This window comes from Pseudomonas sp. FBCC-B1565, assembly GCF_059133265.1.
Genome location: NZ_CP101438.1, coordinates 5,973,697 through 5,998,887, shown reverse-complemented (window position 1 = coordinate 5,998,887; position 25,191 = coordinate 5,973,697). Strand labels below are relative to the sequence as shown.

General features: G+C 61.3%; 25 protein-coding genes. 15 read left to right on the top strand and 10 right to left on the bottom strand.

Annotation, left to right across the window (positions count from 1 at the left end; genetic code table 11):
* Nucleotides 1–146 precede the first annotated feature (146 nt).
* From amaA to NL123_RS27735, 8 genes are all read left to right on the top strand, one after another.
* Nucleotides 147–1,430, top strand: a complete 1,284-nt coding sequence (gene amaA, locus NL123_RS27770) for an L-pipecolate oxidase (protein WP_494356754.1) — start codon at nucleotides 147–149, stop codon at nucleotides 1,428–1,430.
* A gap of 374 nt (nucleotides 1,431–1,804) precedes the next feature.
* Nucleotides 1,805–2,941: a branched-chain amino acid ABC transporter substrate-binding protein gene (locus tag NL123_RS27765; protein ID WP_248485877.1), complete on the top strand. Its 1,137-nt coding sequence runs from the start codon at nucleotides 1,805–1,807 to the stop codon at nucleotides 2,939–2,941.
* A 202-nt stretch (nucleotides 2,942–3,143) separates the two neighbouring features.
* Nucleotides 3,144–4,058: an ABC transporter permease subunit gene (locus NL123_RS27760; RefSeq protein ID WP_248485878.1), complete on the top strand. Its 915-nt coding sequence runs from the start codon at nucleotides 3,144–3,146 to the stop codon at nucleotides 4,056–4,058.
* A gap of 2 nt (nucleotides 4,059–4,060) precedes the next feature.
* Entirely contained in the window at nucleotides 4,061–5,338 is a 1,278-nt protein-coding gene (livM, locus tag NL123_RS27755) for a high-affinity branched-chain amino acid ABC transporter permease LivM (protein ID WP_058423438.1), read from the top strand.
* Nucleotides 5,335–6,210 carry an ABC transporter ATP-binding protein gene (locus NL123_RS27750; protein ID WP_071497226.1) on the top strand — a complete coding sequence of 292 codons (876 nt, stop codon included), beginning with the start codon at nucleotides 5,335–5,337 and terminating at the stop codon, nucleotides 6,208–6,210. Before livM ends, NL123_RS27750 begins: the two co-directional genes overlap by 4 nt.
* On the top strand, nucleotides 6,207–6,923 hold the full coding sequence (locus tag NL123_RS27745) for an ABC transporter ATP-binding protein (protein WP_494356753.1): 717 nt from the start codon (nucleotides 6,207–6,209) through the stop codon (nucleotides 6,921–6,923). Before NL123_RS27750 ends, NL123_RS27745 begins: the two co-directional genes overlap by 4 nt.
* Before the next feature lie 741 nt (nucleotides 6,924–7,664).
* Nucleotides 7,665–8,429, top strand: a complete 765-nt coding sequence (locus NL123_RS27740) for an SDR family oxidoreductase (RefSeq protein ID WP_058423435.1) — start codon at nucleotides 7,665–7,667, stop codon at nucleotides 8,427–8,429.
* A gap of 151 nt (nucleotides 8,430–8,580) precedes the next feature.
* On the top strand, nucleotides 8,581–9,486 hold the full coding sequence (locus NL123_RS27735; RefSeq protein ID WP_248485879.1) for a cation diffusion facilitator family transporter: 906 nt from the start codon (nucleotides 8,581–8,583) through the stop codon (nucleotides 9,484–9,486).
* Here the strand turns inward: NL123_RS27735 and NL123_RS27730 are convergent.
* The 5 genes from NL123_RS27730 to ureE form a co-directional block, all read right to left on the bottom strand.
* Entirely contained in the window at nucleotides 9,458–10,576 is a 1,119-nt protein-coding gene (locus NL123_RS27730; protein ID WP_494356752.1) for an AGE family epimerase/isomerase, read from the bottom strand. The genes NL123_RS27735 and NL123_RS27730 overlap by 29 nt on opposite strands.
* 148 nt (nucleotides 10,577–10,724) lie before the next feature.
* Nucleotides 10,725–11,297 (bottom strand): HupE/UreJ family protein, encoded by a 573-nt coding sequence (locus NL123_RS27725; RefSeq protein WP_248485881.1) that lies wholly within the window; start codon nucleotides 11,295–11,297, stop codon nucleotides 10,725–10,727.
* A 22-nt stretch (nucleotides 11,298–11,319) separates the two neighbouring features.
* On the bottom strand, nucleotides 11,320–11,934 hold the full coding sequence (ureG, locus tag NL123_RS27720) for an urease accessory protein UreG (RefSeq protein ID WP_071491647.1): 615 nt from the start codon (nucleotides 11,932–11,934) through the stop codon (nucleotides 11,320–11,322).
* A 12-nt stretch (nucleotides 11,935–11,946) separates the two neighbouring features.
* Nucleotides 11,947–12,621, bottom strand: a complete 675-nt coding sequence (locus NL123_RS27715; RefSeq protein ID WP_494356751.1) for an urease accessory protein UreF — start codon at nucleotides 12,619–12,621, stop codon at nucleotides 11,947–11,949.
* On the bottom strand, nucleotides 12,618–13,118 hold the full coding sequence (gene ureE, locus NL123_RS27710) for an urease accessory protein UreE (RefSeq protein ID WP_034105644.1): 501 nt from the start codon (nucleotides 13,116–13,118) through the stop codon (nucleotides 12,618–12,620). The genes NL123_RS27715 and ureE overlap by 4 nt, the downstream gene beginning before the upstream one ends.
* Nucleotides 13,119–13,395: 277 nt before the next feature.
* Here ureE and NL123_RS27705 point away from each other — a divergent pair, with 277 nt between their 5' ends.
* Nucleotides 13,396–13,893 carry a C40 family peptidase gene (locus NL123_RS27705; protein ID WP_494356750.1) on the top strand — a complete coding sequence of 166 codons (498 nt, stop codon included), beginning with the start codon at nucleotides 13,396–13,398 and terminating at the stop codon, nucleotides 13,891–13,893.
* Between the two features lie 5 nt (nucleotides 13,894–13,898).
* Here NL123_RS27705 and NL123_RS27700 read toward each other — a convergent pair whose 3' ends face one another.
* Nucleotides 13,899–14,531 (bottom strand): TetR family transcriptional regulator, encoded by a 633-nt coding sequence (locus NL123_RS27700; protein ID WP_058423535.1) that lies wholly within the window; start codon nucleotides 14,529–14,531, stop codon nucleotides 13,899–13,901.
* Nucleotides 14,532–14,684: 153 nt separating this feature from the next.
* Entirely contained in the window at nucleotides 14,685–15,137 is a 453-nt protein-coding gene (locus NL123_RS27695) for a hypothetical protein (protein ID WP_494356749.1), read from the bottom strand.
* 359 nt (nucleotides 15,138–15,496) lie between these two features.
* On the opposite strand from NL123_RS27695, the gene NL123_RS27690 reads away from it, so the two are divergent.
* Complete coding sequence (locus tag NL123_RS27690; protein ID WP_494356748.1) at nucleotides 15,497–17,566, top strand: AsmA family protein; 2,070 nt, start codon at nucleotides 15,497–15,499, stop codon at nucleotides 17,564–17,566.
* A 102-nt stretch (nucleotides 17,567–17,668) separates the two neighbouring features.
* Here NL123_RS27690 and NL123_RS27685 read toward each other — a convergent pair whose 3' ends face one another.
* A complete protein-coding gene (locus NL123_RS27685; protein ID WP_010213553.1) occupies nucleotides 17,669–18,199 on the bottom strand; it encodes a ferritin-like domain-containing protein in 531 nt (176 codons plus the stop codon).
* Nucleotides 18,200–18,370: 171 nt separating this feature from the next.
* Between NL123_RS27685 and NL123_RS27680 the strand changes: the two genes are divergently transcribed.
* Entirely contained in the window at nucleotides 18,371–19,261 is an 891-nt protein-coding gene (locus NL123_RS27680) for an esterase/lipase family protein (protein ID WP_248485886.1), read from the top strand.
* Here the strand turns inward: NL123_RS27680 and NL123_RS27675 are convergent.
* Nucleotides 19,258–20,127, bottom strand: coding sequence for a DMT family transporter (locus NL123_RS27675; RefSeq protein WP_494356747.1), 870 nt, complete (start codon nucleotides 20,125–20,127; stop codon nucleotides 19,258–19,260). The two genes, NL123_RS27680 and NL123_RS27675, sit on opposite strands and share 4 nt — an antisense overlap.
* Before the next feature lie 97 nt (nucleotides 20,128–20,224).
* On the opposite strand from NL123_RS27675, the gene NL123_RS27670 reads away from it, so the two are divergent.
* The 3 genes from NL123_RS27670 to NL123_RS27660 all read left to right on the top strand — a co-directional run bounded on the left by NL123_RS27670 (nucleotide 20,225) and on the right by NL123_RS27660 (nucleotide 22,605).
* A complete protein-coding gene (locus NL123_RS27670; protein ID WP_092246685.1) occupies nucleotides 20,225–21,013 on the top strand; it encodes an AraC family transcriptional regulator in 789 nt (262 codons plus the stop codon).
* 71 nt (nucleotides 21,014–21,084) lie between these two features.
* A complete protein-coding gene (locus NL123_RS27665) occupies nucleotides 21,085–21,384 on the top strand; it encodes a PsiF family protein (protein WP_017849707.1) in 300 nt (99 codons plus the stop codon).
* A gap of 207 nt (nucleotides 21,385–21,591) precedes the next feature.
* Nucleotides 21,592–22,605, top strand: a complete 1,014-nt coding sequence (locus NL123_RS27660; protein WP_027607720.1) for an AI-2E family transporter — start codon at nucleotides 21,592–21,594, stop codon at nucleotides 22,603–22,605.
* Between the two features lie 124 nt (nucleotides 22,606–22,729).
* Here NL123_RS27660 and NL123_RS27655 read toward each other — a convergent pair whose 3' ends face one another.
* Nucleotides 22,730–23,998: an Hsp70 family protein gene (locus tag NL123_RS27655; protein ID WP_494356746.1), complete on the bottom strand. Its 1,269-nt coding sequence runs from the start codon at nucleotides 23,996–23,998 to the stop codon at nucleotides 22,730–22,732.
* Nucleotides 23,999–24,236: 238 nt separating this feature from the next.
* Here NL123_RS27655 and NL123_RS27650 point away from each other — a divergent pair, with 238 nt between their 5' ends.
* Nucleotides 24,237–25,175, top strand: a complete 939-nt coding sequence (locus NL123_RS27650; protein ID WP_494356745.1) for a DnaJ C-terminal domain-containing protein — start codon at nucleotides 24,237–24,239, stop codon at nucleotides 25,173–25,175.
* Nucleotides 25,176–25,191 lie beyond the last annotated feature (16 nt).

The window sequence follows — 25,191 nt, the reverse complement described above, 5'->3', positions numbered from 1 at the left end:
GGAATGAGATCAAAATGTGGGAGGGGGCTTGCCCCCGATAGCGGTGGATCAGCTGTACATCTGTTGGCTGACACATCGCCATCGGGGGAAAGCCCCCGCCCACATTTGACCGAGCTGTTTGTTAGGTTTCATCACGGAGTCTGGCAATGCCATTACGCGAAACATGTTTATGGGAACACCTCACCCCCAGCCGTCCGGATCGCGCTGCGCTCAACGGCGAGGTCAAGGTGGACGTGTGTGTGATCGGCGCCGGGATCACCGGTCTGTCGGCGGCCATTCATTTGCTGGAACAGGGTAAAAGCGTGGCCGTGCTGGAGGCGCATCGCACTGGCCATGGCGGTTCGGGGCGCAACGTGGGGCTGGTCAACGCCGGGATGTGGATTCCGCCGGACGAGATCGAAGCCGGTTTCGGCGAGGCGGTGGGCAGCCAGCTCAACCGCATGCTGGGCGCGGCACCGTCGCTGGTGTTCAGCCTGATCGACAAATACAACATCGATTGCCAGTTGCGCCGTGAGGGCACCTTGCACATGGCACACAACGCCCGTGGCGAGGCGGACCTGCGCAGTCGTGAAGAACAGTGGAAGCGCCGTGGCGCACCGGTGGAACTGCTCACCGGCCAGGCCTGCGAGCAGGCCACGGGTACTAAAAAAATCGCCGCCGCCTTGCTGGACCGGCGTGCCGGCACTCTGAACCCGATGGCCTACACCAGTGGCCTGGCCAGTGCTGCCGCCGGGCTGGGCGGGCAGTTGTTCGATCATTCGCCGGTCACTCAACTTGAGCGCCAAGGTGCGCAGTGGTCGGTGCAGACCGCCCAGGGCTCAGTGCAGGCTGCACAGGTGGTCATCGCCTCCAACGCCTACACAGAAGGTGAGTGGACTGAACTGCGGCGCAATTTTTTCCCCGGTTATTACTACCAGGTCGCATCGGCCCCGCTGACGGACGCCGCCGCCGAACAGATTTTGCCCGGCGGCCAGGGCTCCTGGGATACACGCCAGGTCTTGAGCAGCATCCGCCGCGACGCCGACGGCCGCCTGTTGCTCGGCAGCCTGGGCAACGGCAACCAGAAACCCACCTGGTTCCTCAAAGCGTGGGCCGATCGGGTGCAGCAGCATTACTTCCCGCACCTCAAATCGGTGCAGTGGGAATACACCTGGACCGGCTGCATCGCCTTTACCCCGGACCATTTGATGCGCCTGTTCGAGCCCGCCCCGGGCATTGTGGCCGTAACGGGCTATAACGGCCGTGGCGTGACCACCGGCAGTGTGGTCGGCAAGGCGTTTGCCGACTATTTGTGTCACCAGAATCCCCAGGCCTTGCCGATTCCCTTTGCGCCGATGCAACCGTTGTCGGCAGTCGGGTTACGCAGCTGTCTTTATGAGGCGGGTTTCTCGCTGTATCACGCCGGCCAATGCCTGAGGATCGTGATCTGATCAGCGAAATACCGCTCAAAAGCCTGCATTTTCTTAGCAGGCTACTAATCTGTATTGGTGCAAGTCGTAGCAGTCGCGCACTGTAAATGTGCAGTTCCGTTACGCCGGCTGTTACAGCTGTAGGAACTGTCGTTTATAGGTTTGGTTGCAGGTGCGACCTGCCGAGGTTGTACTTTTTCGATCCATTGGTTGCACCTCTGGACGCTAGAGGGTTGCACGTACTGGCGAACGGAGCCGAAACGCCTGCAATAACAATGACACCGTGTCTTTTTGAAGAATAAAAACCTAATGGCACGCGCTTTGCTCTGGGCTTTCAGTGAAAAGTTTGAACGCAAGTTGTCGTGCCAAAAATCAAAAATATCGGAGCACCACTCATGTCCCAGACGTTTTACAAGAAAGGTTTTCTGGCCCTCGCCGTTGCAGCGGCACTGGGTGTTTCTACGTTTGTTCAAGCTGATGTGAAGATTGGCGTGGCGGGCCCTATGACGGGTGCCAACGCGGCTTTCGGTGAGCAGTACATGAAAGGTGCCCAGGCGGCAGCCGATGTGATCAACAAGGCCGGTGGCATCAACGGCGAGAAAATCGTGCTGGTGGCCGGCGACGACGCCTGCGAACCCAAGCAGGCTGTAGCCGTGGCCAACCGCCTGGCGGACCAGGACAAAGTGATCGGCGTGGTGGGGCACTTCTGCTCCTCCAACACCATCCCGGCGTCCGAGGTGTATGACGAAGCCGGCATCATCGCAATCACCCCAGGCTCCACCAACCCACAGGTGACCGAACGCGGCCTGGGCGCCATGTTCCGGATGTGCGGGCGTGACGACCAGCAAGGCATCGTGGCCGGCGACTACATCGTCGATGTGCTCAAGGGCAAGAAAGTCGCGGTCATCAACGACAAGGACACCTACGGCAAAGGCCTGGCCGACGCCACCGCTGCCCAGTTGACCAAGCGCGGCGTCAAGCCGGTGCTGGAAGAAGGCCTGACCCGTGGCGAGAAAGACTTCAGCGCCCTGGTCACCAAGATCCGCTCCACCGGTGCCGACGTCGTGTACTTCGGCGGCCTGCACCCGGAAGCCGGCCCACTGGTTCGCCAGATCCGTGAAGCGGGTCTGAAAGACGTGAAGTTCATGTCCGATGACGGCGTGGTCACCGACGAACTGGTTGCCACCGCTGGCGGTAAGCAATATGTCGACGGCGTGTACATGACCTTCGGCGCCGACCCGCGCCTGCTGCCGGACAGCAAGGCGGTGGTGGAAGAGTTCCGCAAGAACGGCACCGAGCCTGAAGGCTATACCCTGTACGCCTACGCGTCGCTCCAGGCCCTGGCCGCCGGCTTCAACGGCGCCAAGTCCAACAAGGGCGAAGACGCTGCCAAGTGGCTCAAGGCTCACCCGGTGAAAACCGTCATGGGCGAGAAAGCCTGGGATTCCAAGGGCGACCTGAAAATCTCCGACTACGTGGTTTACCAGTGGGATAAAGACGGCAAATACCATCAGTTGGAAAAGCAGAAGTAAGACTGAGCGCCGCCGTTCCAATGTGGGAGGGGGCTTGCCCTCGATAGCGCAGTGTCAGCCAACGCATGCATGACTGACGCACCGCAATCGGGGGCAAGCCCCCTCCCACAGGGGGAGTGGTGTTGTTATTGAAATCTGTTTTTTCCTCCAGAAGCGCCGCACACCTCCCGGTGTGCAGGTGCTCACCGCGTGAGATTGCGTTATGGATGGTATTTTCCTGCAGCAACTGGTCAACGGCCTGACCCTCGGGTCGGTCTATGGCCTGATCGCCATCGGCTACACAATGGTCTATGGCATCATTGGCATGATCAACTTCGCCCACGGCGAGGTTTATATGATTTCCGCTTACCTCGCGGCGATCAGTCTGGCACTGCTGGCTTACTTCGGCATCGAATCCTTCCCGCTGCTCATTCTCGGCACCTTGATCTTCACCGTGGTCGTCACCGGCGTGTACGGTTGGGTCATCGAGCGTGTCGCCTACAAACCGTTGCGCAACTCCACCCGACTGGCACCGCTGATCAGCGCCATCGGTATCTCCCTGATCCTGCAGAACTACGCGCAGATCGCCCAGGGCGCGAAGCAACAAGGCATTCCCACCCTGCTGGCAGGCGCCTGGCGCGTCGATTTCGGCACAGGGTTCGTCCAGCTCACCTACACCAAGGTCTTCATCCTCGTGGCGGCGTTCGCCGGCATGGGGTTGCTCACCTACGTGATCAAGTACACCAAGCTCGGCCGCATGTGCCGCGCCACCCAGCAAGACCGCAAGATGGCCTCGATCCTCGGCATCAACACCGACCGGGTGATCTCCTATGTGTTCGTCATCGGCGCCGCCATGGCGGCATTGGCCGGCGTGCTCATCACCCTCAACTACGGCACCTTCGACTTCTATGCCGGCTTCATCATCGGCATCAAGGCGTTCACCGCGGCGGTACTCGGCGGCATCGGCTCCCTGCCTGGGGCGATGTTGGGCGGGATCATCCTCGGTATCTCCGAGTCGCTGTTCTCGGGGTTGATCAACTCTGACTACAAAGACGTGTTCAGTTTCTCCCTGCTGGTGGTGATTCTGATTTTCCGTCCCCAGGGCCTGCTTGGTCGCCCACTCGTGGCGAAGGTGTAAACATGTCTGCTGCCAAATCAATCGATATCAAGAAAAGTGTGGTCGATACGATCCTTGCCGGGCTGATTTCGCTGATCGTGTTCGGTCCGATCGTCGGCGTGGTACTCGACGGCTACAGCTTCAACCTGGAACCGGCCCGCGTCGGCCTGCTGGTGGCCATCGTGATGGTCGGCCGCTTTGCCATGAGCCTGTTCCTGCAAACCCCCAAGGGCCTGAAGATTTTGCAGGGCTTCGAGAGCAGCGGCTCCGGCGTGCATGTGCTGGCGCCGGACTACAAGTCGCGGCTGCGCTGGATCATCCCGGCACTGATCGTGATCGCCATCGTGTTCCCGATCTTCGCCAACAAGTACCTGCTCACCGTAGTGATCCTCGGCCTGATCTACGTGTTGCTCGGCCTGGGCCTCAACATCGTGGTAGGTCTGGCCGGCTTGCTCGACCTGGGTTACGTGGCGTTCTACGCCATCGGCGCCTACGGCCTGGCACTGGGTTATCAATACCTGGGCCTGGGCTTCTGGACCGTGCTGCCATTGGCGGCCATCGCGGCGGCGCTGGCGGGGTGCATACTCGGGTTCCCGGTGTTGCGAATGCACGGTGACTACCTTGCCATCGTGACCCTGGGCTTTGGTGAGATCATCCGGTTGGTGCTCAATAACTGGCTGTCGTTTACCGGTGGGCCGAATGGCATGCCGGTGCCTTCACCGACCTTCCTCGGCCTGGAGTTCGGCAAACGGGCGAAGGATGGCGGGGTTCCGTTCCATGAGTTCTTCGGCATCGACTACAACCCCAACATCAAATTCCTGTTCATCTACATCGTGCTGTTCCTGGTGGTGCTGGCCGTGCTGTATATCAAGCATCGCCTGACCCGCATGCCGGTCGGCCGCGCCTGGGAAGCCCTGCGCGAAGATGAAATTGCCTGCCGTTCCATGGGCCTGAACCATGTGCTGGTCAAGCTCTCGGCGTTCACTATCGGTGCATCGACGGCCGGTCTGGCCGGGGTGTTCTTTGCCAGTTACCAGGGCTTCGTCAACCCCTCGTCGTTCACCTTCTTCGAGTCGGCGCTGATCCTGGCCATCGTGGTGTTGGGCGGCATGGGCTCGACGGTGGGCGTGGTGATTGCGGCGTTTGTGCTGACCGTCGCACCTGAGTTGCTGCGCAGCTTCTCCGAATACCGCGTGCTGCTGTTTGGCGTGTTGATGGTGGTGATGATGATCTGGCGACCGCGAGGTCTGATCCGCATCAGCCGTACCGGTGTGACACCACGCAAGGGGGTAGCGCCATGAGCAAGGAAGTCGTCCTCTCCGTGGAACACCTGATGATGCACTTCGGTGGCATCAAGGCCTTGAGCGATGTGAGCCTCAAGGTCGAACGCAACTCGATCTTCGCCCTGATCGGCCCCAACGGCGCCGGCAAGACCACGGTGTTCAACTGCCTCACCGGCTTCTACAAAGCCAGCGGCGGCAAGATCGAACTGAACATCCGCGGCAAGCAGACCAACGTGATCCAGTTGCTCGGCGAGCGCTTCCAGCCGACCGACTTCGTGTCACCGAAAAGCTTCTTCAGCCGTATGTACTACAAGATGTTCGGCGGCACCCATCTGGTCAACCGTGCCGGTCTGGCCCGGACGTTCCAGAACATCCGCCTGTTCAAGGAAATGTCGGTACTGGAAAACCTGCTGGTGGCCCAGCACATGTGGGTCAACCGCAACATGCTGGCGGGCATCCTCAACACCAAGGGCTACCGCAAGGCTGAAAGCGACGCCCTCGACCACGCCTTCTACTGGCTGGAAGTGGTGGACCTGGTGGACTGCGCCAACCGCCTGGCCGGTGAACTCTCCTACGGCCAGCAGCGCCGCCTGGAAATCGCCCGCGCCATGTGCACCCGGCCGCAGATCATCTGCCTGGATGAACCCGCTGCGGGCCTCAACCCCCAGGAAACCGAAGCCCTCAGCGCGATGATTCGCCTGTTGCGCGACGAACACGACCTCACGGTGGTGCTGATCGAACACGACATGGGGATGGTGATGAGTATTTCCGACCACATCGTGGTGCTCGACCACGGCAACGTGATCGCCGAGGGCGGGCCGGACGCGATTCGCAACGACCCGAAAGTGATTGCCGCCTACCTGGGCGCTGACGAAGAGGAGCTGGTATGAGCGCACCTATCCTCGAAATGAAGGACCTGGATGTGTATTACGGCCCGATCCAGGCCCTGAAGAAAGTCTCGCTGCACATCAACGAAGGTGAAACCGTCAGCCTGATCGGCTCCAACGGCGCGGGCAAGTCCACGCTGCTGATGTCGATCTTCGGCCAGCCACGGGCCGAGTCGGGGGAGATCCTCTACAACGGCGTCGACATTACCCACAAGTCGTCCCACTACATCGCCTCCAACGGCATTGCGCAGTCGCCGGAAGGGCGGCGGGTGTTCCCTGACATGACCGTCGAGGAAAACCTGCTGATGGGCACCATCCCGATTGGCGACAAGTACGCTCAGGAGGACATGCAGCGCATGTTCGAGCTGTTCCCACGGCTCAAGGAACGGCGTACGCAGCGTGCTATGACCATGTCCGGTGGTGAGCAGCAGATGCTCGCCATTGCGCGGGCACTGATGAGTCGTCCGAAGTTGTTGCTGCTGGACGAGCCGAGCCTGGGCCTGGCGCCGATTGTGGTGAAGCAGATCTTCTCGACCCTGCGCGAGCTGGCGGCCACCGGGATGACTATTTTCCTGGTGGAGCAGAACGCCAACCATGCGCTGCGCTTGTCGGATCGCGCATACGTGATGGTCAACGGCGAGATCCGCCTGACCGGCACTGGCAAGGAGCTGCTGGTCAACGAGGAAGTGCGCAACGCCTACCTCGGCGGGCACTGATCTAAATAACGACGCGGTCCCCCTGTGGGAGGGGGCTTGCCCCCTCCCACATTAAGCCGATCCACATGTATTTTTGTGGTGTGAATAGGGTTGCCGCCAAATTGTGGAAAACAAATCCAGCCCTCCTCCAAAGCGCGACATATAGCCGCCGCAAATCCCTGTTTTGTCACAGTTTTGACTTGTCCCCATCCGCTGTGGAACCGGCTGTGGGTAACGTGGGAGTAGCTGGCTGAAAGCCAACAAACACGCGGCCTGTAGCGCGGTGATTGTTTTTTGATCAGCGGGTTTTTGGGTACCGCCCGAGCCCGTTGTCAACCTGTTTAAAGACACAGGTATATGACTGGAATATGTCCCGGCAGCCTGTGGATAAGTCTGTGACTAAACTCTGGAAAGACCGCCGCAGAGGCCGGAATGACTGGCCTGGAGCCATCGTTCTGGTTTGCCGTTCGTAGAAGGGCCTACATACGCACCGGCCAAGGTCAAGCAAAAAACTTTCTAAAACCGCCTGCAACCCTTGTGTATAGAGGCCTGAGGCATTTTGCACTTGCCCCCAAAGACTGTGGGCGCAGTTGTGGATAACCTGCGCGCATATGGCTGTAAGCCACGGTCTATAAGGCTTTGCTTTAAGTGGTTAAAAAGTGATCAGGCATGTGTCAACTTGCGTGCCCAGTAGTTGCCGACATCGCGGCGTACGGGCATTCTGCTGGCTGTTTTTTTCCCGATGCCCGCAAGGAGAACACCATGTCCGACACGCTGTTTATTACTGGCGCAACCTCAGGTTTTGGCGAAGCCTGCGCCCGTCGTTTTGCCGAAGCCGGCTGGAAACTGGTGCTCACCGGTCGTCGCGCCGACCGCCTGAATGCATTGGTCGAAGAGCTTTCCAAGCAGACCGAAGTGCATGGCCTGGTCGTAGACGTGCGTGACCGCAAGGGCATGGAAGACGCCATCGCCAACCTGCCGCCCTCGTTCGCCACATTGCGCGGGCTGATCAACAACGCCGGCCTGGCGGTGGGTACCGACCCTGCACCCAAGTGCAATCTCGACGATTGGGAAACCATGGTCGACACCAACATCAAGGGCCTGCTCACCACCACCAGCCTGCTGCTGCCGCGCCTGATCGCCCATGGCCGTGGCGCCGGCATCATCAACCTCGGCTCCATCGCCGGCAGCTACCCGTACCCGGGCAGCCATGTGTACGGCGGCTCCAAGGCGTTCGTGAAGCAATTCTCGCTGAACCTGCGTTGCGACCTGCAGGGCACCGGCGTGCGCGTCACCAACATCGAGCCGGGCCTGTGCGAGAGCGAGTTCTCGCTGGTGCGTTTTGGCGGTGACCAGGCGCGGTATGACGCGACTTATGCGGGGGCCGAGCCGATCCAGCCGCAGGACATTGCAGATACCATCTTCTGGGTGATGAACACACCGGCACATGTGAACATCAACCGCTTGGAGCTGATGCCCGTGAGCCAGACCTGGGCTGGGTTTGCGATTGAGCGTGGGGCCAAGTAAGGCTTAAAAACGAGCCGCTGCCATCGGGGGCAAGTCGAATCGTCGCACCGCCCCGATGGCGTCAGATCGGCCAAAACAGGCCATAAGGTACACTCACCTCCTGAAAACCCCTCCGCACTCTGCGGATTCAAGGTTTTTGACGGGAGGAAATGTGAGTAACCGAGGTGAGCAGGCACTGCTCAAACAATCGACCATCCTGATGTTCGCCGTGGCGATCGCCGGGATTGTCACGGGTGTGGTATCTGGCGCCCAGTCCATTCTGTTCGACGGCTTTTTCTCGCTGATCGCCACCGCCATCAAGGTGCTGATGCTGATCACGGCCAAGCTGATCGCCAAGAAAAGCAACGAGCGCTTCCAGTTTGGCTACTGGCACCTGGAGCCCATGGTGCTGCTGATCGAAGGCAGCTTCCTGTTGTTGATCGCCATCTACGCGTTCCTCAACGGCGTGTTCGGCATTATCAATGGCGGGCGCGAGATCGAGTTGGGGCTGGTGATCATCTATGCGGCGGTGTTTACCGTCGTCGAGTTCGGCTATTTCTTCTACGTGCGCTACCGCAATCGCACGCTGAGATCATCGCTGATCCAGTTCGACAACATCAGTTGGCTGGTGGACGCGATGCTCTCGGTGGGCCTGCTGATCAGCTTTCTGGCGGCCCTGCTGCTCAAGTCCCAGGGCTATGGCGAATGGGCGGTGTATGTCGACCCGTTGATCCTGATCCTGCTGGCCCTGAGCATGCTGGCGCCGGCGTTCAAGATTTTGCGCCCGGCGTTGCGTGAGGTGCTGGGGATTGCGCCGGACCACCTGGACGACAAGGTGCGCGAGGTCATGGACGCGGCACAGGCCAAACATGGTTTCGACGACTACGTGTCCTACGTGCAAAAGCACGGGCGCGCACGGTTTATCGAGATTCATGTGGTGTTGCCGGCGGATTACCCGGTGGACAACGTCGCGACCCTGGATGGGTTGCGCGAAGAGATATCCACAGGGCTCGGCACGCCGGATGCGGCGCGCTGGTTGACGATCAGCTTTACCGGAGATCGCAAGTGGATTGCATAAGGCCCTGGTAACAGGTCGCCAAGTGATACGGCGTGGTCGACGGCATATCCCGTCGGCTCACCGCGCCCTTGGCATCCAGGCATTCATGCCAGCCTTTGGCATGCAAAAAGTGCTGTTGCAGCGCCAGCAACTGGCGCTGTAACCGCGCTTCGCTGTCCGGTTGCAAGGTCAGTGCCCGCAGGTACTCGGCCTGGGCCCAGATGCGTTGGGTGCCGTCACGCACCGTTCCGTCCAGCGCCAACATGCCGCTGACGGCGCCACTCTCGTTATCCACACCCTTCTCTTCGGCGTAGGCAAACGCCCGTGTCAGGGAGGCGTGCAACGGCGTACCGCGCAGTAACTCAGACGACTCCAGCAAGAAGAGCCACTCGAACTGGTGCCCTGGCTCAAACCAGTTATCCACAGCACCCAGCGGTTTTTCCATCATCACGCCGTGCTGGCGGTCGATGAAGCGCTGCTGCATGGCGTTGGCCAGGTCCAGCAGGGCGTCCTGCGTGATGGCGTCTTCGCGCACGGCCAGCGTGGCGAGGAAGCCTTCGGCGAGGTGCATCAGCGGGTTTTGCAGGGGGCCGGACTTGACGGATGACCAGTTGCGTTCCAGCACCGCTTCGTACAGGCCGTCGCCTGTGGAAAACCGTTCGGCGACCACTGCCAGGGCGGCATTGAGCACAGATTCCACCAGTGGCTCACGCACCTTGGCCCAGTAATGGGCGCAGGCGAAGATGATGAACGCGTGGGTGTACAGGTCTTTGCGCTTGTCCAGCGGTCGGCCGGCGGGGTCGATGCTGTAGAACCAGCCGCCATGTTCGGCGTCGTGGAAGTGCCGTTGCAGCGAGCGGAACAACGCCGCCGCACGTTCTTCGGCAAAGGCCGCATCGGGTCCGCCGATCAGGCTGGCGAACAGGTACAACTGCCGGGCGCAGGCCATGGCGCGGTAGCGTTGCGGGGGTAATGGCCGGTGGTCGGCGTCCAGCGCCTCGTAGGGCAATGCCAGGTCGGCATTCCAGCCGGGGCCTTGCCAGAGCGGCACGATCAGGCTGTGGAAGTGCGTGAGCACGGTGTTCAAGGAGGGTTGGGAAGCGCTGGGCATTGGCTGGCGTCGTCACGGCAGGGGTGTAGGCGCGCATGGTAGCAGGCTTGGGTTCTGTGGTGTCTGGTCTAGCGCTATCGGGGGCAAGTCCCCTCCCACAAGGTGGGAGGGGGCTTGCCCCCGATGAGGCCGTCAAATACGCCGCAAATCAGCCTGCCAACAACCAGACCCCGGTCGCCGCCGAAGCCGCCCCCGCAACCCGCACCAACGGCGCCGCCGCCGCCGGCAGGAAGCGCACCACCGCGTAACCGGCAGCATGCAGCACTGCGGTCGCAGCAACAAAACCTGCCGCGTACGCCCACGGGCTGGACATGTCCGGCAGCTCCAAACCATGGGCCACGCCATGGAACAGTGCGAACAAGGCTGTCGCGCCGACCGCCACGAACAACGGCGGACGCACCGCCAGCGCGACTGCCAGGCCCAGGGCCAGCACCGACGCGGCAATCCCGCTTTCCAGCGCCGGCAACGCCAGGCCTTCAAACCCCAGCACGCCGCCGATCAGCATGGTGCCCACGAAGGTGCACGGTAGTGCCCAGCGCGCGGCGCCTTTTTGTTGGGCGGCCCACAAGCCGACGGCGACCATGGCCAACAAGTGATCGATGCCGCTCAGGGGATGGCTGATGCCGGCCACCAGGCCGTTGTCGCCGTGGCCCGGGTGGGCGAAGGCCAGGGCAGGGGCCAGCAGCAGGGCGGCGGCGGTCAGCAGTTTCTTGAGGTTCATGGACAGGTTCCTTATGGGTTGATCAGGCGGCGGTCAGCAGGCCTTGGCGTTCGATGAAGGCGACGATGTCATCCAGGCCGACGCCGGTTTTCTGGTTGCTGAACACAAAGGGTTTACCGTTGCGCATGCGGGTGGTGTCGCTGTTCATCAGCTCCAGCGAGGCGCCGACCAGTGGGGCCAGGTCGATCTTGTTGATCACCAGCAGGTCGGACTTGCAGATGCCCGGGCCGCCCTTGCGCGGCAGCTTGTCGCCGGCGGACACATCGATCACGTAGATGGTCAGGTCCGACAGTTCCGGGCTGAAGGTCGCCGACAGGTTGTCGCCGCCGGATTCCACCAGGATCAGGTCCAGGCCGGGGAAGCGGCGGTTGAGCTGGTCCACGGCCTCCAGGTTGATCGAGGCGTCTTCGCGGATCGCCGTATGCGGGCAGCCGCCGGTTTCCACGCCGATGATGCGTTCCGGCGCCAGGGCCTGGTTGCGCACCAGGAAGTCGGCGTCTTCGCGGGTATAGATGTCGTTGGTGACCACCGCCAGGTTGTAGCGATCGCGCAGCGCCAGGCACAAGGCCAGGGTCAGGGCGGTCTTGCCGGAGCCCACCGGGCCGCCGATGCCGACGCGTAGAGGTTGTGCGTTCATGTGTGTTGTCTCCTAGGAACGGAACAGGCGGCTGTATTGGCGCTCGTGGGCCATGCACGCCAGGGACAGGCCAAAGGCGGCGCTGCCGAGTTGATCAGGGTCGATGCGGCTGGCGTCCTGCTGGGCGTGTTGCAACAGCGGCAGCAGTTCGCTGGTCAGGCGTTGGGCGGCTTGCTGGCCGAGCGGCAGGGTTTTCATGAGCACCGCCAATTGGTTTTCCAGCCAGCTCCACAGCCACGCGGCGAGGGCGTCGGCGGGGCTGATATTCCAGGCGCGGGCGGCCAGGGCCCAGCCCAGGGCGAGGTGAGGTTCGGTGCACTGTTGAAGAAAGGTGCGGGCCGCGTCGTCCAACTCGGGCAGGCCATTGAGCAGTTGTTGCAGGGAGTAGCCCATCTGCCGGCTTTCCTGATACAGCTCGCGGGTTTCACGGCTGGCGCGGTGTTCTTCACCCAACTGCGCCAGTCGCGACCAATCTGCCTCCAGGGCGGCCTGGCAATGGGCGAGCAGTAAAGGCGCCTCGAAACGCGAGAGGTTGAGCAGCAACTGGTCGCTGATCCAGCGGCGCGCAGTGGCCGCATCGTTGACGCGGCCGTTCTCGACGGCCATTTCCAGGCCTTGTGAATAGCTGTAGCCGCCAATCGGCAATTGCGGACTGGCCAGACGCAGCAGCGCCCAGGCTGGGTTCATAGACGCACGCCGAACTGGTGCAGCTTGGGTGGGTAGTTGAAGTCTTCATCACCATGGCGCGAATGATGATGGCCGCCGCCATAGGCACCATGCTCCGGCTGAAACGGCGCTTCGATGGTTTCCGTCTGTGCACCCAACTGTTCGAGCATGGCCTTGAGCACGTAGTCGTCGAGCAGGCGCAACCAGCCGTCACCTACTTGCAACGCCACGTGGCGATTGCCCAGGTGATAGGCCGCACGGGTCAGTTCGAATGCACTGCTGCAGGTCACGTGTAAGAGTTGTTCAGGCCGGGCGCACACGCGTACGACGCGTCCGTCTTCAGCCTGCAGAAATTCACCATCGTGCAGCGGTGGCTGGCCGCGCTCCAGGAAAAGGCCGACGTCTTCACCGTCGGCACTGAAACAGCGCAGGCGGCTTTTGCTGCGGGCTTCGAAATTCAGCAGCAACTCGGCGGCCCAGAGGGCTTGGGGGGCGATTCGGCGGTGGATCACCAGCATCAGGCAGCTTCCAGCTATGAGCGATGAAACAGCTAGAGCAAGGGGCTTGCCAACCTCGTCGAGGCGTAGGAAATGCCTGTAGGTATGCGGGGTGGCGCCACTAAATAGGGCGTGAAGACATTGCGTGTATGCGCCAAGTTGGTGCAAGAGATTGCCTGTTGCACGCGGGGTGGGCGTTTTCGGATTTTCCCTACATGGTCTGAGGAATCGGCGTTCATCAGGTTACCTGCGAGATCTTTAGCCTGTGCGTCGTGTTTTATCCACAGCGACGTTCATCATGTTCAAGTCACTTTGTTATCTATTCATTGTCAGCCTGACGTTTGTGCTTTCTCCGGCCTCCGCCAACTTGCAACACCCTGCCTCTTTCTCCGTTTCACTGAAAGAGGCATCCATCAATGATGTGATCGACCGTGCCCACCAACTGCTGGGAACGCCCTACAAATGGGGTGGCACCTCGGCGGATCAGGGCTTCGATTGCAGCAGTTTCCTGGTGTATCTGTTCAAGACCCAAGCCAATATCCAGATACCCCGCACGACGGTCGCGATGCACCGCTCCACGGCCCCGACCATCAAACGCAACGCGCTCAAGCCCGGCGATGCGGTGTTTTTCAAGGGGAATGGGCGCGGCCAGGTCAGCCATGTGGGCCTTTACATCGGTGAGGACAAATTTATTCATTCGCCGCGTACCGGCAAGAGCATCCGCATCGATTCGTTGAGCAACAGCTACTGGAACAAGAACTACACCACGGCCAAGCGCTTCCACTCGGCGGGATGATGGCGTTACTCGGTGCTGCCCAGGCCTTGCCAGTGCTTCAAACCGATAAAGATGAAGCGCAGTTGCTGGGTGATTTTCGCCTGAGGCGTGAGGTGGTCAGGCAGGGCCTGGGCCGGCGGGTCGATGATGTCGGGCAGGGTGGCGAACACACTTTTAACGATCAGGTCAGCCATCACGTGCAAACCTTCGGCATCCAGGTGCTGCAGCTTGGGCATCAGGGTCAGGTCGGCTGCCAGGTCGCGGGTGATGTCTTCGCGCAAGGCGCCGATCGCTTGGCGCACCGCGAGGCAGCCACCGTATTGTTCACGGGCCAGGAACAGGAATTGCGAACGGTTGGCCGAGACCACATCCAGAAAGATCCGCACGGAGGCATCGATAATGCCGCCCATCACGAATTCGTTGTGGCGCACCAGACGGATCGTGGCGCGGAAGGTTTGGCCCACTTCGCTGACCAGGACGAGCCCAAGCTGGTCCATATCGGCAAAATGGCGGTAGAAACCGGTAGGCACGATGCCGGCTGTCTTCGCCACTTCCCTCAGGCTCAGGCTGCCAAACCCACGGCCACACTCCATCAGATGGCGGGCTGCGTCCATCAAGGCGAGGCGGGTCTGTTGCTTCTGTTCGGCGCGGGGCAGCATTGGCAGGCGGGCTTTGTCGGCAAGTACAGCGACGCACTCTAGCAAAACAGCTTCGCTGGCGTCGAACTTGGCGGGTAGTACTTGCGTGACAGTCTCTACAAAAAGTCAAAAGCCCGATCGGCTGATCGGGCTTTTTTCTGGGCCACCACGGGGTTAGCTCTGTGCTTGATGCAGTTCTTGCAGACGGTCAGCGCCGCCTTCGGCAATACCTTGGGTGTAGGCACGCTCGTTGGCTTGTTCAGCGCCACCTTCAACCAGGCCTTTCTGTTCCAGACGATCACGGCCACCTTCGGCGACAGCGTTGCGTTCCAGCAGGCGATCAGCGCCACCTTCAACCAGACCTTTCTGTTCCAGGCGGTTGCGACCGTTTTCGGTCAGGCCTTCGGTGTAAGCGCGTTTGTTGGCGTGTTCCGAACCATTTTCAGCCACAGCGCCTTTGGCGTAGTCACGGTTTTCTTCTTCTTGCGAACCGCTGCGAGCGACGGTCTGGCTGAAATGTGCAGCGTCAGCTTTGACTTGTGGAGTGGCCTGTTCGGCAGCTGGCAGGGCAAAGGCACTGGAAGCCAGGATGGATAACAGGACGGTAGCGAGTACTTGGCGTTTCATGATGGGTTGCTCCTTGGGAGGGCGATAAAGTGGGTACAGGGCTAATGCTACTCTCGATAAGTCGATATAAAAGTTCATAAACACAATGGTAATAATCAACAGAATTGATTGTTCTAGGCGGAGGCTCTAGAACGGGCCTCTCAAGCACGCGGTTTTGCACCGGTGTGGGTATTTTCGACACGCGAGTGGGTAACAATGGTGCGGTGCCGCAGGGTAAATCTGTCGAAGTGGTCAGAAAATGAGGTTTTTCCTGGCAAATCGAGGATTGGGTTAAACCCCGCGACGGTTTGCCAGTCGTAGTCCTATAAGCTGTCTTTAAAGGCTGTCACCCAGCCAGTCGTATTCAGGAGTCTTGTGCAATGACGCGCACGCGTAAAATCGCCGCTTGGAGCTGCGCCAGCTTCGTGCTGTTAATCGCCATCGTGGTAGTGGTCCTGGTGTTCTTTGACTGGAACCGCATCAAACCGCCCCTCAATGCCAAGGTCTCCGAAGAATTGCATCGACCCTTTGCCATCAACGGCAACCTGGCGGTGGTGTGGGCGCGTGAGCCCGATGAAGGCGGCTGGCGTGCCTGGGTGCCGTGGCCCCATGTGATTGCCGAAGACCTGACCCTGGGCAACCCCGACTGGTCGAAAAACCCGCAGATGGTCACGCTCAAAAAGGTGGAACTGCGCATTTCACCCCTGGCGCTGCTGGTGCAGCGCGTGGTGATCCCGCGCATCGACCTCACCGAGCCCAGCGCGCAATTGCAGCGCCTGGCTGACGGTCGCGCCAACTGGACCTTCACGTTCGACCCCAAGGACCCCAACGCCGAGCCCTCCAACTGGGTGGTGGACATCGGCGCCATCGGCTTCGACAAAGGCCACGTGACCCTCGACGACCAGACCCTCAAGACGCAACTGGATGTGATCATCGATCCGCTGGGCAAACCCATTCCCTTCGGCGAAATCGTCGGCGACGCCGATGCCAAGAAGGCGCTGGAAAAAGGCTCCGCGCCACAGGATTACGCGTTCGGCCTCAAGGTCAAAGGCCAGTACCACGGCCAGAAACTCGACGGCAGCGGCAAGATCGGCGGCCTGCTGGCCTTGCAGGACGCGGCCAAGCCGTTCCCTCTGCAAGCCCAAGTCAAGATTGCCGACACCAGCATCGCCCTGGCCGGCACCCTCACGGACCCACTGAATCTGGGCGCCCTCGACCTGCGCCTGAAACTCGCCGGCTCCAGCCTGGGCAACCTGTATCCGCTGACCGGCGTGACCCTGCCGGATTCGCCGGCTTATTCCACCGATGGCCACCTGATCGCCAAGCTGCACGAGCCAACCGGCGCCTCGTTCAGCTATGAAAATTTCAACGGCAAGATCGGCAACAGCGACATCCACGGCAGCCTCGCCTACGTCGCTAGCCAACCACGGCCCAAACTCAGTGGCACGCTGGTGTCCAACCAACTGCTGATGACCGACCTCGCGCCCCTGATCGGCGCCGACTCCAACGCCCAGCAAAAAGCCCGTGGCGGTGACAGCAAGCAGCCCGCTACCAAGGTGCTGCCGGTGGAGGAGTTCCGCACCGAGCGCTGGCGCGTGATGGATGCCGATGTGGAATTCACCGGCAAACGCATCGTGCACAGTGCCGATCTGCCGTTCACCGACCTCTACACCCACCTGGTGCTCAATGACGGCGAACTGAGCCTCGAACCCCTGCGTTTCGGCGTGGCCGGCGGCAAGCTGGATGCGCAGATTCGCCTGAATGGCCGTACCACGCCGATGGAAGGCCGCGCCAAACTCACCGCGCGCAACTTCAAGCTCAAGCAACTGTTCCCGACTTTCGAACCGATGAAGACCAGCTTCGGTGAACTCAATGGCGATGCCGATATTTCCGGGCGCGGCAACTCGGTGGCGGCATTGCTGGGCACCTCCAACGGTGACCTGAAGATGCTCATCAACGACGGCGCGATCAGCCGTGGCCTGATGGAAATCGCCGGGCTCAACGTGGGCAACTACGTGGTGGGTCGCCTGTTCGGCGATAAGGAAGTGAAGATCAACTGTGCGGCGGCGAACTTCGGTATCAAGACCGGCCTGGCGACCACTCGCCTGTTTGTGTTCGATACCGAGAACGCGATCATCTATATCGATGGCACGGCGAATATGGCCACGGAGCAGCTTGATCTCACCATCACCCCGGAATCGAAAGGCTTCCGCCTGTTCTCGCTGCGTTCACCGCTGTACGTCAACGGGCCGTTCATCAAGCCCAATGCCGGGGTGAAAGCCATTCCGCTGGCATTGCGTGGTGCAGGCATGGTGGCGCTGGGGGTGATCGCCGGACCGGCTGCCGGGTTGCTGGCATTGGTCGCGCCGAGTGGCGGTGAACCGAATGAGTGCGCGCCGTTGCTGCAGCAGATGAAGGAAGGCAAGGCGCCGAAAACCGTGAAAGGCTAACTGCAAATGTGGGAGGGGGCTTGCCCCCGATGGCGGTAGACCAGTCGACATCTCAATTGACTGATCCACCGCTATCGGGGGCAAGCCCCCTCCCACATGGGGTTACAGGCTTTCTAGAATATCCGCCATGTCGTCCGCATGCTCTTCTTCCTGCGCCAGGATCTCTTCGAACAGGCGGCGCGTGGTCGGGTCTTTATCACCGATGTACTGGATGATTTCGCGGTAGCTGTCCACGGCGATCCGCTCGGCGACCAGGTCTTCGTAGACCATCTCCTTGAGGTCCTTGCCGGCCACGTATTGCGCGTGGGAGTTCTTCGACAGCAAGTCCGGGTTGAACTCCGGCTCGCCGCCCAACTGCACGATGCGTTCGGCGAGTTTGTCGGCGTGTTCAGCTTCCTGGGTGGCGTGTTCGAGGAACTCTTGCGCGGCGACGGCGGCCTTGATGCCGCTGGCCATGAAGTAATGACGCTTGTAGCGCAACACGCAGACCAGTTCGGTGGCCAGCGACGCGTTGAGCAGGCGGATGATTTCTTCGCGGTCGGCGTCATAGCCCTCGGTCACGGCACCGTTTTCGACGTTCTGGCGGGCGCGGCTGCGCAGGGTCGCAACGTCAGTCAAATTTGCTTCGGTCATCTCAATCTCCTGGGGCTAATCCGGTTTTGCGCCACGCTCTGTCGGCGTGATCGCTCCAAGTTGTGAGTCCTGGAGAAAGCAAAAAGTTTTATTGGATTTACCGATAGCGTCATAAGCCCGACTTGAGGCTGGGCTAGGCTGGATGGATCGGATTGAGAGGATGCCCGGTTCATGCCGCAGTCGTTGGCCACGCGCTACCCCCTGGTGTTGGTACCCGGCATGCTCGGCTTCGTGCGTTTGGGCTGGTTCCCGTACTGGTACGGCATCGTCCCGGCATTGCGGGCGGGCGGGGCGCAGGTATTTCCCGTGCAAGTGGCGCCGCTGGACTCCAGCGAGGTGCGTGGCGAGCAACTGCTGGTGCAGATCGAGCGCATTCGCCGCGAAACCGGTGCCGACAAGGTCAACCTGATCGGCCACAGCCAAGGCTCGCTCACCGCGCGGTATGCGGCGGCCAAGCGCCCCGAGTGGGTCGCCTCGGTGACCTCCGTGGCAGGCCCCAATCATGGCTCGGAGCTGGCGGATCATATCCACCTGCATTACCCCGCTGACGGCGTGAAGGGCCGGATCATGAGCGCGCTGTTTCACCTGGCCGCCTGGGTGATGGGCGTGCTGGAAACCGGCTATCGCGGACCGCGCTTCAAGACGGACTTGCAGGCGTCCCATCACTCCCTGACCAGTGCCGGCGTGGCGTTGTTCAACCAGCAATACCCGCAGGGATTGCCGCAGACCTGGGGCGGGCAGGGCGCCGAAGAGGTCAACGGCGTGCGCTATTACTCATGGTCCGGCACCTTGCAGCCGGGCATCACCGACCGTGGCCGTAACCTGTTCGACGGCACGAACCGCAGTTGCCGTTTGTTCGCCCGCAGCTTCGTACGGGAGAAGGGCCAGTGTGATGGCATGGTCGGGCGCTACAGCTCACACCTGGGGTTGGTGATCGGCGATGACTACGCGCTGGATCACTTCGATATCGTCAACCAGTCCCTGGGCCTGGTGGGCAAGGGTGCGGAGCCGATCCGGCTGTTTGTCGAGCATGCACGGCGCTTGAAGGCGGCCGGTGTTTAGCGCACCGGCGTGGTCCAGCGCTCCGACAAGATCACCCCGCCCAAGGTCAGCAGGCCGCCCACCAGGTGATACAGCGCCAGTTCTTCCTTCAGCACCACGGCGGCGATCAGCGCGGTGATCAACGGCAGCAGGTTGAAAAACAACGTGGTGCGGCTCGGCCCCAGGGTCTTCACCGAATGCATCCAGGCCAGCGGTGCCAGCATCGACGCCAGCAGGCACGCATACAACACCAGCGGAATATTGGCCCAACCCAGGCCGGCCTTCGCCGAGAACAGGAACAGCGGAAACAGCACCACCACCGCCACCAGCACCTGCAGATACAGCAGCACCAGCGGCGGCAGGCGCAGTTGCCATTTCTTCAGCAGGGTGCTGTAGACCGCATAGGCCAGGGTGGCGACCAGCATCATGCCGTCACCCAGGTTGACCCCGTGTTGCAGCAGTGCGCCGAGGCTGCCGGCGGACACAACCACCACCACGCCGGCGAATGACAGTACCGCGCCGGTCAGTGCGCCGTAGGTCAGGCGCTGGCCGAGGCTGATGATGGCCGCCGCCAGCGCCATCAATGGCATCAGTGACAGGATGATGCCCATGTTGGTCGCCGTGGTGAGCGACGCGGCGTAGTACGCCAGGCTCTGGTACACCGCCATGCCCAGCACGCCGAGGATGAACACCTTGCCCAGGTTCGGGCGGATCTGCGCCCAGTGGGCAATCACCGGCTTGAGCATGAATGGCGTAAACAGCAGCGCCGCCAGCAGCCAGCGGTAAAAGCCGATCTCCGCCGGGAAGATCGAGCCCACGGCCAGTTTGTTGACGACGGTGTTGCCGGCCCAGATAAAAATGGCCAGCAAGGGATAAGCGTATTGCATCGAAAGGAACCCGGTGTGTAGATGAGGCAGGATTATCCATTGTCTGGATCGAAGCCTATACTGCGATCCAGACAACCCACTGCTGTATCCAGACAACATGGCCAAGCACAACGTACGCCTCCAGGATTTCCCCCAACTGCCGAGCCCGGTGTATTTTCGCTATTCGGATTTCGCCCCCGACACCGAGTGCACGCCGCACCAGCATTTCTGGGGTTCGCTGGATTACTCTGCCAGTGGCGTGATGCGCATGGAAGTGGCCGGCAGCCGCTTCATGTCACCGCCGCAGTACGCCGTGTGGGTGCCGCCGCATACCGAGCACAGTTCCTATAACGCCGAGGCAATCGTCTACCACTCGGTGGGGCTGGCCCCGGAACTCTGCGAGCAATTGCCCCGGCAGCCGTGCACCCTGGCCATCAGCGATATCCTCAAGGCCATTCTCAGTGACTTCGCCCAGCGCGACGTGAACATGCCGCAGACCGAGTCCGACGTCCGCCTGGCCCAGGTGCTGGTGGACCAACTCAAGCAGGCGCCGATCCACGAGTGCTTCCTGCCCTACGCCCGTCACCCAGGGCTGCTCGGCGTACTGGAAGGCATGCAGGCTGATCCCGGCGACAACCGGCCGCTGGCGCACTGGGCCGAACAGGTGCACGTGAGCGAGCGCACCCTGGCACGTCAGTTCATACGGGAGCTGGGCATGAGCTTCGGCGAATGGCGCCAGCGCCTGCGCTACCTGGCCGCCATCGAGGCCCTCGACAGCGAGCGCAGCGTGCAACATGTGGCGTTTGACCTGGGCTACAGCACCGCCTCCGCGTTTATCGCCATGTTCCAGCGCCAGGCGGGATGTACCCCCGAGCAGTACCGGCGTGCCCATATTCGTAGTCGGTGAAGATGTAACAGGCTTTGACTACACTGCTCGGTAGGCCGTGCCCGTCGGCGCGGTAACAGGGAGAAAACTCCATGAAGATGCTGCGTATTCCGCTGTTGATGATGGGCTTGCTGTTGTGTTCCCAAGGCTTTGCCGCCACCGCCCAGCAAAACAAAATGACCACCTGCAACGCCGAAGCCACCACCAAGACGCTCAAGGGGGACGAGCGCAAGGCGTTCATGAAGACCTGCCTGTCCGCTCCGGCGGCCAATGATGCCAAGACCCTGACACCGCAGCAGCAGAAGATGAAGGATTGCAATGCGTCGGCGAAAACCAAGGCGCTGACCGGCGATGCGCGTAAAACCTTTATGAGCACCTGTCTCAAAGGCTGATCGCTCTTTCGCGAACGCCGCAGATCAACGGTGGGAGCCGGGCTTGCCCGCGATACAGGCGCCTTGCTCTGTCTGCTACACCGCGGCGAGGCCATCGCGGGCAAGCCCGGCTCCCACACTTGATCGCATTCACAACCGACCCACTCGCTTGATTCCCTCAAGGCTGGCAGACTGCCCATCCTTTAACGCCGTTCGTTTTGAGGCTGTATGCCAACGTTTTCTCAGCGTCACGTGCTATTGCTGGCCAGCTACATCATCATTTTTGGCGGGTTGCTGCTGGTGCTGCCGCTCAAATTGCTGCCCAGCCTGCTGGCCGGCCTGTTGGTCTATGAACTGGTCAACATGCTCACCCCTCAACTGCAACGGCTGATCGAAGGTCGGCGCGCGCGCTGGCTGGCGGTAGCGTTGCTTGGCACCCTGATCGTCAGCGTGCTGGCGCTGATCTTTGCCGGCGCCATCAGCTTCCTGCTCCACGAAGCGGAAAACCCCGGGGCGTCCCTCGATAAATTCATGGGTGTGGTCGACCGCGCGCGCGGCCAGTTGCCGCCGTTCCTCGACGCCTACCTGCCCGCCAGCGCTGCCGAGTTCCGTGTGGCCATCGGTGACTGGCTGAGCAAGCACCTCAGCGAACTGCAACTGGTGGGCAAAGACGCCGCCCACATGTTCGTCACCTTGCTGATCGGCATGGTGCTCGGCGCGATCATCGCCCTGCAGCGCGTGCCCGACCTGACCAAACGCAAACCCCTGGCCGCCGCGCTGTTCGACCGCCTGCACCTGCTGGTCCAGGCGTTTCGCAACATTGTCTTCGCCCAGATCAAGATCGCCGCGCTCAACACCGCCTTCACCGCCGTGTTCCTCGCCGTGGTACTGCCGCTGTGTGGCATCCACCTACCGCTGACCAAGACCCTGATCGTGCTGACCTTCCTGCTCGGCCTGCTGCCGGTGATCGGCAACCTGATGTCCAACACCCTGATTACCATCGTCGCGCTGTCGCTGTCGATCTGGGTGGCGGTGGCGGCGTTGGGTTACCTGATCGTGATCCACAAGGTCGAGTACTTCCTCAACGCGCGGATCGTGGGCGGGCAGATCAGTGCCAAGTCGTGGGAGTTGCTGTTGGCGATGCTGGTGTTTGAGGCCGCGTTTGGCTTGCCGGGGGTGGTCGCAGGGCCGATTTACTACGCGTATTTGAAGAGTGAGCTGAAGCTCGGTGGGATGGTTTAGGCCTTGTATTGGCCGGTCTGGCCCATCGGGGGCAAGCCCCCTCCCACATTTTGATCTGTGAACACATTCAAAGGTGGGAGGGGGCTTGCCCCCGATGGGCGCGACGCAGCGTTTCAGATAAAACTCAGCTGCCGTAGCGCTTGCTGGCCTCAATCGCCAAGCCGCTGCCAATACTGCCGAAGATATTGCCTTCCACATGCCGCGCATTCGGCAGCATCGCCGAAATGCTGTGGCGCAGTGCCGGAATCCCGCTGGAACCGCCGGTAAAGAACACTGTGTCTACCTGTGCCACGCTCACCGACGCATCGTTGAGCAACTGCGTGACGCTGTTGCGCACGCGCTCCAGCAAACCGTCGATGGCCGATTCAAATAGCGTCCGGCTCAGCTCCACGCTCAACCCTGGCTCAATCCGGTCCAGCAGCACGTGGCGGCTGTCGTCGTGGGTCAGCTGGATCTTGGTTTCTTCCACTTCCATGGCCAGCCAGTGCCCGGCGCGCTGTTCGATCAGCTTGAACAGGCGGTCGATGCCACCGGTGTCTTCGATGTCGTAGCGCATGCTGCCCAAGGCCAGCTGGGATTTTTGCGAGTACACCGAGTTGATGGTGTGCCAGGTGGCCAGGTTCATGTGGTGGCTGGTGGGCATGTAGGCGCCGCTTTTCATGCGGCTGCCGTAGCCGAACAGCGGCATCATGCCGTTCAGCGAGAGCTGTTTGTCGAAGTCGGTACCGCCGATGTGCACGCCGCCGGTGGCGAGGATGTCGCTCTGGCGGTTGTCGTTGTGGCGACGGTCCGGCGACAGGCGCACCAGGGAGAAGTCGGACGTACCGCCGCCGATGTCGACGATCAGCACCAATTCTTCTTTCTCGATGGTGGACTCGTAGTCAAACGCCGCCGCAATCGGCTCGTACTGGAACGAGATGTCCTTGAAGCCGATCTTGCGCGCCACGTCGACCAGGGTGTTCTCGGCTTCCTGGTCGGCCATCGGGTCGTCATCGACGAAAAACACCGGGCGACCCAGCACCACTTCTTCGAACTCGCGCCCGGCGTTGGCTTCGGCGCGGCTCTTGAGTTGGCCGATAAACAGCGCCAGCAGGTCGGTGAACGGCATTGCGGTACCGAGCACGCTGGTATCGTGCTTGATCAGCTTGGAACCCAGCAGGCTCTTGAGCGAGCGCATCAGCCGGCCTTCGTAGTTTTCCAGGTATTCGTGCAGGGCCAGGCGACCGTACACCGGGCGGCGTTCCTCGAAGTTGAAGAACACCACCGACGGCAATGTGATCTTGTCGTCCTCCAGCGCGATAAGCGTCTCCTCGCCGGGGCGGATCCAGCCGACGGTGGAGTTGGACGTGCCAAAGTCGATGCCGCAGGCACGGGCTGGGGATGGGTTTTTCATGTCTATCGGGTTCCGGTTGAAAAACGGCCGCGCAGTGTATGCCAGTCGAAGGCGGATGCGTAGGCCGACTATCCGCTAAATCGTGCTTGAAAGTTGGGTATTCGCCCCCACATCTGCTGCATACGGCAAGTGCCGATAACACTTTGACGCATCCCCAGGCCACATCACTCAACAAGTGCAATGCAGCGCACGTTGTGCCCCGGGCTGTGCGATCTCGATTAAGGATGGTGAACCGCCGATGGATTTCAAAGACTACTACAAGATATTGGGTGTCGAGCCGACGGCCGACGATAAGGAAATCAAGGCGGCCTATCGCAAGCTCGCGCGCAAATATCACCCCGACGTGAGCAAGGAAAAAGACGCCGAAGCCAAGTTCAAGGACGCGTCCGAAGCCTATGAGGCGCTCAAGAGTGCCGACAAGCGCGCCGAATACGACGAGCTGCGCAAATACGGCCAGCATGGCCAACCGTTCCAGGGCCCGCCGGGCTGGCAGAGCCGTGGCGGCTTTGGCGGCGGTGGTGGCGGTGAGGACTTCTCGGACTTCTTCAGCTCGATCTTCGGCTCCCGTGGCGACGCTTTTGGTGGCGGCCAGCGCCGGCCAGCCGGGCGCAAAGGCCAGGACGTGGAGATGCAGCTGTCGGTGTTTCTTGAAGAGACGCTGTCGACCGAGTCCAAGCAGGTCACCTTCCAGGTGCCGCAGTACGACGCGTCGGGCCGTCACGTGAGCAACACCACCAAGAGCCTGAACGTGAAGATCCCCGCCGGCGTTACCGACGGCGAACGCATTCGCCTCAAGGCCCAGGGCGCGCCGGGCATTGGCGGTGGTGCGAATGGCGATCTGTACCTGATCATCAAGTTCGCGCCGCATCCAAAATTCGAAGTGGATGGCGAAAACCTGATCATCAACCTGCCCCTGGCACCGTGGGAGTTGGCGTTGGGTGCTGAAGTGCAGGTGCCGACCCTCACCGGCAAGATCAACCTCAAGGTGCCTGCCGGCAGCCAGAACGGCCAACGCATGCGCGCCAAGGGCCATGGCCTGCTGAACAAGGCCGGGCAGCGCGGCTTCCTGTTCGTGCAGCTCAAGGCGGTAATGCCCAAGGGCAGCAGCGATGAGGTCAAGGCTCTGTGGCAGGAGCTGGCGCAAAAGGCGGCGTTCAATCCCCGCGAAAACTTCTGAGGGCGTGAACGCCTGG